Genomic DNA, 7157 nt, shown 5'->3' with positions numbered 1-7157 from the left:
CCATATGGTTGGGGGCTTTAGCTCAGCTGGGAGAGCGGTTGCTTTGCAAGCATCAGGTCATCGGTTCGATCCCGATAAGCTCCACCATTTGATTTTGGTCCGCCGCATGAGCGGCGTTGATCGGTCAGATGGGTTCTAGCCAAGATTTCCAGGGATGAAGATAGCGGTTTACCAGCCAAGGCTGGTGATATGGCTCGCACAAGCGAGCCTCTTTGACATTGTGAATGGGTTTTTTAATCGATGCCGTGGCGACATGGTTCGGTTTTTGGTGTTTCCGCAAGGAAGCATCCGGAAAGCGAGCGATGTTGTACACACAAGATTATCTGGCTGAGTTTAATAACCACACCGATACAGCTAATGGCAAATGCTACCCAGTATTGTCGTTGGTGGTGTGGACTCTCAAGCGTGAGGTAAGGGCATCTGGTGAATGCCTTGGCATGTACAGGCGATGAAGGACGTGGCACGCTGCGATAAGCGTGGGGGAGCCGTGAGCAGGCTTTGATCCCGCGATTTCCGAATGGGACAACCCACCTTCACCATTTAATTCCGTTGTCGGTTTTCCGGCCGCGTAGTTAAATGGGAGAGGTATCACTAAGCTGAATAAAATAGGCTTTGGTGAAGCGAACCCGGAGAACTGAAACATCTCAGTACCCGGAGGAAAAGACATCAACCGAGATTCCGTTAGTAGTGGCGAGCGAACGCGGACCAGGCCAGTGCCTGATGTTTAATTAGCAGAACGATCTGGAAAGTTCGGCCATAGCGGGTGACAGCCCCGTATGCGAAAATGAAACATCAGGACTTGAGTAGGGCGGAGCACGTGAAACTCTGTCTGAACATGGGGGGACCACCCTCCAAGCCTAAATACTCGTACATGACCGATAGTGAACCAGTACCGTGAGGGAAAGGTGAAAAGCACCCCGATGAGGGGAGTGAAACAGTACCTGAAACCGGATGCCTACAAGCAGTGGGAGGGTCCTTGAGACCTGACCGCGTACCTCTTGCATAATGGGTCTGTGACTTAGTGTATCAAGCAAGCTTAAGCCGTTAGGTGTAGGCGCAGCGAAAGCGAGTCTGAATAGGGCGCCATAGTTTGATGCATTAGACCCGAAACCCGGCGATCTATGCATGACCAGGTTGAAGGTGCGGTAACACGCACTGGAGGACCGAACCGTTCAATGTTGAAAAATTGTCGGATGAGTTGTGCTTAGGGGTGAAAGGCCAATCAAGCCGGGAAATAGCTGGTTCTCCGCGAAATCTATTGAGGTAGAGCGTCGAATATTTGCCGTTGGGGGTAGAGCACTGGATGGATGCGGGGGTCGCGAGATCTACCAATTCTAACCAAACTCCGAATACCAACGAGTCTAGTTCGGCAGACAGACGGCGGGTGCTAAGGTCCGTCGTCAAAAGGGAAACAGCCCTAACCTACAGCTAAGGTCCCCAAGTCATCACTAAGTGGGAAAGCATGTGGGATTTCCAAAACAACCAGGAGGTTGGCTTAGAAGCAGCCATCCTTTAAAGAAAGCGTAACAGCTCACTGGTCTAAATAAGAGATCCTGCGGCGAAGATGTAACGGGGCTAAAGTGATGCACCGAAGCTTAGGGTTCAGTCTTTGACTGAGCGGTAGCGGAGCGTTCCGTAGGCCGTTGAAGCGGAAGGGTAACCGACCGTGGAGGTATCGGAAGTGCGAATGCAGACATGAGTAGCGATTAAGAGGGTGAGATGCCCTCTCGCCGAAATTCCAAGGGTTCCTGCTTAAAGCTAATCTGAGCAGGGTAAGCCGGCCCCTAAGACGAGCCCGAAGGGGGTAGTCGATGGGAACCACGTTAATATTCGTGGGCCTGGTGGTGTGTGACGGATGCCGTAAATTGTTCGGGCTTATTGGATTGCTCCGGGCAGTGAAGGGGTCCCAGGAAATAGCCCCACCGTATAGACCGTACCCTAAACCGACACAGGTGGAATGGTAGAGTATACCAAGGCGTTTGAGAGAAGTATCCTGAAGGAACTCGGCAAATTGCCTCCGTACCTTCGGAAGAAGGAGGCCCCATCTTAAGGCAACTTTTGATGGGGGGCACAGGCCAGGGGGTAGCGACTGTTTAGCAAAAACACAGGGCTCTGCTAAGTCGGCTTCAAGACGACGTATAGGGCCTGACGCCTGCCCGGTGCCTGAAGGTTAAGAGGAGGAGTGCAAGCTCTGAATTGAAGCCCAGGTAAACGGCGGCCGTAACTATAACGGTCCTAAGGTAGCGAAATTCCTTGTCGGGTAAGTTCCGACCTGCACGAATGGCGTAACGACTTCCCCACTGTCTCCAGGATATGCTCAGCGAAATTGAATTCTCCGTGAAGATGCGGAGTACCCGCGGTTAGACGGAAAGACCCCGTGCACCTTTACTGCAGCTTCAGAGTGGCATTAGGAAAGAACTGTGTAGCATAGGTGGGAGGCTTTGAAGCATTGACGCCAGTTGATGTGGAGCCATAGGTGAAATACCACCCTGTTGTTTTCTGATGTCTAACCTCGCACCGTTATCCGGTGCAGGGACCCTCTGTGGCGGGTAGTTTGACTGGGGCGGTCGCCTCCTAAAGAGTAACGGAGGCGCGCGATGGTGGGCTCAGGACGGTTGGAAACCGTCTGTTAGAGTGCAATGGCATAAGCCCGCCTGACTGCGAGACTGACAAGTCGAGCAGAGACGAAAGTCGGTCATAGTGATCCGGTGGTCCCTCGTGGAAGGGCCATCGCTCAACGGATAAAAGGTACGCCGGGGATAACAGGCTGATGATTCCCAAGAGCTCATATCGACGGAATCGTTTGGCACCTCGATGTCGGCTCATCACATCCTGGGGCTGGAGCAGGTCCCAAGGGTTTGGCTGTTCGCCAATTAAAGTGGTACGTGAGCTGGGTTCAGAACGTCGCGAGACAGTTTGGTCCCTATCTGCCGTGGGCGTCGAAATTTGAGAGGAGTTGACCCTAGTACGAGAGGACCGGGTTGAACATACCTCTGGTGTACCTGTCGTCACGCCAGTGGCGCAGCAGGGTAGCTATGTATGGACGGGATAACCGCTGAAAGCATCTAAGCGGGAAGCCTCCCTCAAGATAAGATTTCATCGAGCCGTCGTAGACCACGACGTTGATAGGCTGGATGTGGAAGTGCGGTAACGCATGGAGCTAACCAGTCCTAATTGCTCTGTTCGCGCTTAAGAGTCCCACCATCAACGACAATGCTGGAAACAGCTAAGACGCTGATGGCGTGGTGTTAAGCCAGCCCAGATATACGAACATACAAACTCAAAAGCTCTTGTTGTTCACTTTCCCAAGTGAAAGTGAATAGTGCACGGTATCGATTAAAAACCCGCAGTTATGCGCCTGCTTCATTGCTTGGTGACCATAGCGTCTGTGACCCACCCGATCCCATCCCGAACTCGGCCGTGAAACCAGTCTGCGCCGATGGTACTATTGCTCAAGCACTGGAAGAGTAGGGCGTCGCCAGGCATTGAAGCACGCGCATAGCAACGGATCAAAAACCCATCACAATGTTACAAAACAGGGCGGCCCGCAAAGCCGCCCTTTTTGCATGTCAGGGCCACACAAAAACGCCCAGTGTCGCGGGATGGAGCAGCCCGGTAGCTCGTCAGGCTCATAACCTGAAGGTCGTAGGTTCAAATCCTACTCCCGCAACCAACACAAACACAGCACACACACGCACGCCGCCTCGGAGCACTCCAAGGCGGCTTTTTCGTGTCCGCGCCTTACCAAAACAGCGGCAGCGACTTGGGCCCAACCACACCGCCAGGCCAGTAGCTGATCTCCGCATCCGACCGAACCGCAAAGTCCGGCAACCGTCGCAGCCACTCCTGCAACGCCACCTTCACCTCCAGACGCGCCAAATGCGCACCAATGCAGCTATGCACCCCGCCGGCAAAGGCCAGAATCGGCTTGCGTGGCCGGTTGAAATCCACGCGCGTCGGATCCGGGAAGATATCGGGGTCATAGTTGCAGGCAGGCAGGATGCTGTTGAACTTGTCGCCTTTCTTCATCTGCACGCCGCGCATTTCCAGATCCTGGGTCAGGGTGCGGCCGGAGAAAGTGACGGAAAAGACCCGCAGCAATTCCTCCACCTGGGCATTGATCTGGTCGGGATGGGCGATGATCTCACGCCGCCGATCGGGATTTTCCGCCAGCCATAGCCAGATATTGTTGAGCGTCGCGAACACCGTGTCGAGCCCGGCGATGAACAGGAAGAAGGTGAAGCCGAAAATCTCCCGCTCCGTGAGCGGTTCGCCGCCGGGTCGCGCCTGGATGATCGTGCTGATGACGCCATCATCGGGCCTGGCCGTCTTCTCGACGATCACCTGTGCCAGATAGGCCTCGATCCCGCGCATGGCGAGGCCGGCAGTCATGCGATCCTGCGAATGGAGCAGGTCGACCGCCCAGCCGACGAAGGTATCGCGCATCTCCTGCGGCAGGCCCATCAGGTCGAGGAAGATCGACACCGGCAGCGGTCGGCCGAAGGCGGTGGTGAATTCCACTTCGCCGGCATCGATGAAGCTGTCGATCAGGTCGTTGGTCAGGCGACGCATATAGGCTTCAAGCCGCAACACGCTTTGCGGCGAAAAGGTCGAATCGAGGATCGCGCGATATTTGCGATGATGCGGCGGATCGATCTCCAGCGGAATGAAATGGAAATAATTATTGGGATCGCGCGGGAAGGGGGTGGCCCCGGCGGTGGTGAAATATTCCGGGTGGCGCAACGCGAAGAAGGCATCCTCATGCTTGATCGTACACCAGCTGTTCCCGATCAGCGGATTGACGCTGTAGAAGATCGGCGGATGCGTCTCGTGCAGTTTCGCCATGAAGGCGTGGGGCGCGGCGAGAAATTCCGGGCCGGTGGTCAGGCCGATCTCGCGCACCAGTTCGGGCGGGACATGGGCCGGAATGTCCATCACCGGCGTCGCTTGAGTGGTTGCCATGATCGGGTTCCTCAATATTGCGCGGCGGGCAGATGGACGACCAGCCCGTCGAGCGCGTCGCTGACGACGATCTGGCAGCCAAGGCGGCTGCTCGGGCGGCGCTCGCTGGCGGTGCATTCGAGCATGTCCAGCTCGGTCTGCGCAGGCGCGGGCAGACGGTCGGCCCAATCCTCCTCGACATAGCAATGGCAGGTCGCGCAGGCGAGGCCGCCGCCGCATTCGCCGACCATGCCGTCGAGCCCTTCGTTGAGCGCCGCGCGCATCAGATTCTCGCCCGCCGGGACATCGATCCGATGCTCCGCGCCGCTGGCCTCGACAAAGAGGACCGTCGCCATCCTGCTCTCCCATATATCTTCGTGATGAGAACATTGTTCTCAATGCTGGCACTATAGTCGCGGGCTGCTAGATGGAAAGCGATTATTGCAGAGAGGATCGCCGAACATGTACCGGGCGCAGCAAACCGACGACGCGATCGCGGAACTGGACGATCGCAACCAGCAGATCGTCGCCGCCGCCTATGATCTGCTCGACGAGGAGGGGCTGGAGGGGCTGACGATCCGTGCCGTATTGCAGCGCACCGGGCTCGCGCGTCGGGCGCTGTACGATCGCTTTGCGGGCAAGGACGATCTGGTTCTGGCGGTGTTTGCCCATACACTTCGCCGCGCAGCGGAACAGTTCGGCGAACAGGTGCGCGACCTGCCGGATCCGCTGGCGCGCTTGCATCATATCGTAACGGCCATTGTCATCGGTCGCGCAGCCATTGATGGCGATTGGCAAGGCGGCCAGCGCCGGAGCGCGGCGCTCAGCCGCGAGCATCTGCGCCTGGCGGAGGCGCGTCCGGTCGAACTGCAAAAGGCGGTAAGCCCGCTCATCGACCTGATTGCCACGATCCTGTCCGAAGGCATGGCAGAGGGGCAGGTCCGCGCAGGACCGCCGTCGTGGATGGCGCTGCTCGTCTATAATCTGGTCTCGACCACCGTCCACAGCCAGTTGCTTGCCGAGGAGGCCGCCATTCCCGACCGCCAGCGCCGATCCGAACTGGCGGTCGAGATATGGGAATTTTGCCGCCGGGCGATCGCGGCCTAGCGCGCCAGCTTCAGCCGATCGCGGAAGAAGGCGGTCATGACGTCGAAGGCCTCGCGCGATTCCGGCAGGGCAGGATCGTAGAAAAAGGCATGGCCCAGCCCATCCCACATATGCAGGTCGGCATCGACCCCGGCCTTCACCAGTTCGCGATGGGTATTGACGGTCGCGCTCATTTCGAAGGCGCGGGTGCCGGTGATCAGCAGCGTCGGCGGAAACTGCTTCAGCGTCGTGGGCGACAGCGCCGGCGACACCAGCGGATCGCTGCGGTCGATACCCTTGAAATAGGCGCGGACATCGTCACGCGGCGGCAGCGCCTGGAACGGCCGGGCGAAGCTCTGGCTGTCGCCGCCCCAGCGCGCATCGCCCGAGGCGCAGAAAATGCCGATCGCACCGGGCAGCGGCAGCTTCTCATGGATGAACCAGGCGATCGCCTCGGCCGTCAGCAGCCCGCCGGCCGAACAGCCGAAGATGCCGATATCCTGCGGCTGGTAGGTCTTGAGCAGTGCGCGATAGACCTTGGTCACATCCTCGGTCGCTGCCGGCCAGATGGTCTCGGGCGCCTGGCGGTAGGTGATGGAGAGGATCTCTACCCCGGCCAGCCCCGCAAGCGGGATCGATTCCATCATGCCGGTGCCGCCGGCCACGCCCATGATGAAGCCACCGCCCGGCAGGTTGAGCAATATCTTCCTGCGGTTGCCCGGTGCGACGCCGGCCGCCGGGGTCGCGCGCACGGCCGCTATGCCGGCGATCTGTTCCTCGCGCGTCGTCACCTTGTACATCGCCTTCAACGCGTCGATGCGCGGCGCGACCAGTTGCGGCATGCGCTGGCGCAGCGCACCGGCCTGCCCGGCGGCGACCGCGCGCATCATCGGCTCTTCGGGATCGGTCGGCGTGCGCGGCAGCGCCTTCTTTGCCGCCTCGCTCAGATAGATGGAGGGCGGCAGGCGAAAGCCGGGAACATGGACCGTGCCATCCGGCTCGATCGTGCCGGAAGCCGCGGGGCTATCGGGTGGCGGCGTCTGAGCCGCTGCCGTCCCGGCCAGGGCCAGCAGGGTCAGCGGCAAGGCGAATCGCATCGTCATGAACATCGCTCCTCTCCATCTTATATT

The 7157-nt window shown here is 58.5% G+C and carries 4 protein-coding genes, 3 tRNA genes and 2 rRNA genes (1 of these 9 cut by a window edge); 6 read left to right on the top strand and 3 right to left on the bottom strand.

The window, feature by feature from the left end:
• The 5 genes from HH800_RS20675 to HH800_RS20655 form a co-directional block, all read left to right on the top strand.
• Positions 1–3: transfer RNA gene (locus tag HH800_RS20675), tRNA-Ile, on the top strand; it begins 74 nt to the left of the window's first position.
• Positions 4–11: 8 nt separating this feature from the next.
• A tRNA-Ala gene (locus HH800_RS20670) sits at positions 12–87 on the top strand.
• 314 nt (positions 88–401) lie between these two features.
• Positions 402–3193 (top strand): 23S ribosomal RNA (locus HH800_RS20665).
• 176 nt (positions 3194–3369) lie between these two features.
• Positions 3370–3484, top strand: a 5S ribosomal RNA gene (gene rrf, locus HH800_RS20660).
• A gap of 112 nt (positions 3485–3596) precedes the next feature.
• Positions 3597–3673: transfer RNA gene (locus HH800_RS20655), tRNA-Met, on the top strand.
• 68 nt (positions 3674–3741) lie between these two features.
• On the opposite strand, the gene HH800_RS20650 is transcribed toward HH800_RS20655, so the two are convergent.
• Complete coding sequence (locus tag HH800_RS20650; protein ID WP_169862169.1) at positions 3742–4962, bottom strand: cytochrome P450; 1221 nt, start codon at positions 4960–4962, stop codon at positions 3742–3744.
• An 11-nt stretch (positions 4963–4973) separates the two neighbouring features.
• Entirely contained in the window at positions 4974–5297 is a 324-nt protein-coding gene (locus tag HH800_RS20645; protein ID WP_169862168.1) for a 2Fe-2S iron-sulfur cluster-binding protein, read from the bottom strand.
• 106 nt (positions 5298–5403) lie between these two features.
• Here HH800_RS20645 and HH800_RS20640 point away from each other — a divergent pair, with 106 nt between their 5' ends.
• Positions 5404–6048 carry a TetR/AcrR family transcriptional regulator gene (locus tag HH800_RS20640; RefSeq protein ID WP_169862167.1) on the top strand — a complete coding sequence of 215 codons (645 nt, stop codon included), beginning with the start codon at positions 5404–5406 and terminating at the stop codon, positions 6046–6048.
• Here the strand turns inward: HH800_RS20640 and HH800_RS20635 are convergent.
• On the bottom strand, positions 6045–7130 hold the full coding sequence (locus tag HH800_RS20635) for an alpha/beta hydrolase fold domain-containing protein (RefSeq protein WP_169862166.1): 1086 nt from the start codon (positions 7128–7130) through the stop codon (positions 6045–6047). The genes HH800_RS20640 and HH800_RS20635 overlap by 4 nt on opposite strands.
• Positions 7131–7157: the final 27 nt, after the last annotated feature.

Origin of the sequence: Sphingobium yanoikuyae, from assembly GCF_013001025.1 — a bacterium.
GTDB lineage: Bacteria > Pseudomonadota > Alphaproteobacteria > Sphingomonadales > Sphingomonadaceae > Sphingobium > Sphingobium yanoikuyae_A.
This window is presented reverse-complemented; position numbering and strand designations above follow the sequence as displayed.

Excerpts from the sequence above, each read along its gene's own strand:
- HH800_RS20650 (WP_169862169.1), bottom strand. The coding sequence starts at position 4,962 with ATGGCAACCACTCAAGCGACGCCGGTGATGGACATTCCGGCCCATGTC.
- HH800_RS20645 (WP_169862168.1), bottom strand. The coding sequence starts at position 5,297 with ATGGCGACGGTCCTCTTTGTCGAGGCCAGCGGCGCGGAGCATCGGATC.
- HH800_RS20640 (WP_169862167.1), top strand. The coding sequence starts at position 5,404 with ATGTACCGGGCGCAGCAAACCGACGACGCGATCGCGGAACTGGACGAT.
- HH800_RS20635 (WP_169862166.1), bottom strand. The coding sequence starts at position 7,130 with ATGACGATGCGATTCGCCTTGCCGCTGACCCTGCTGGCCCTGGCCGGG.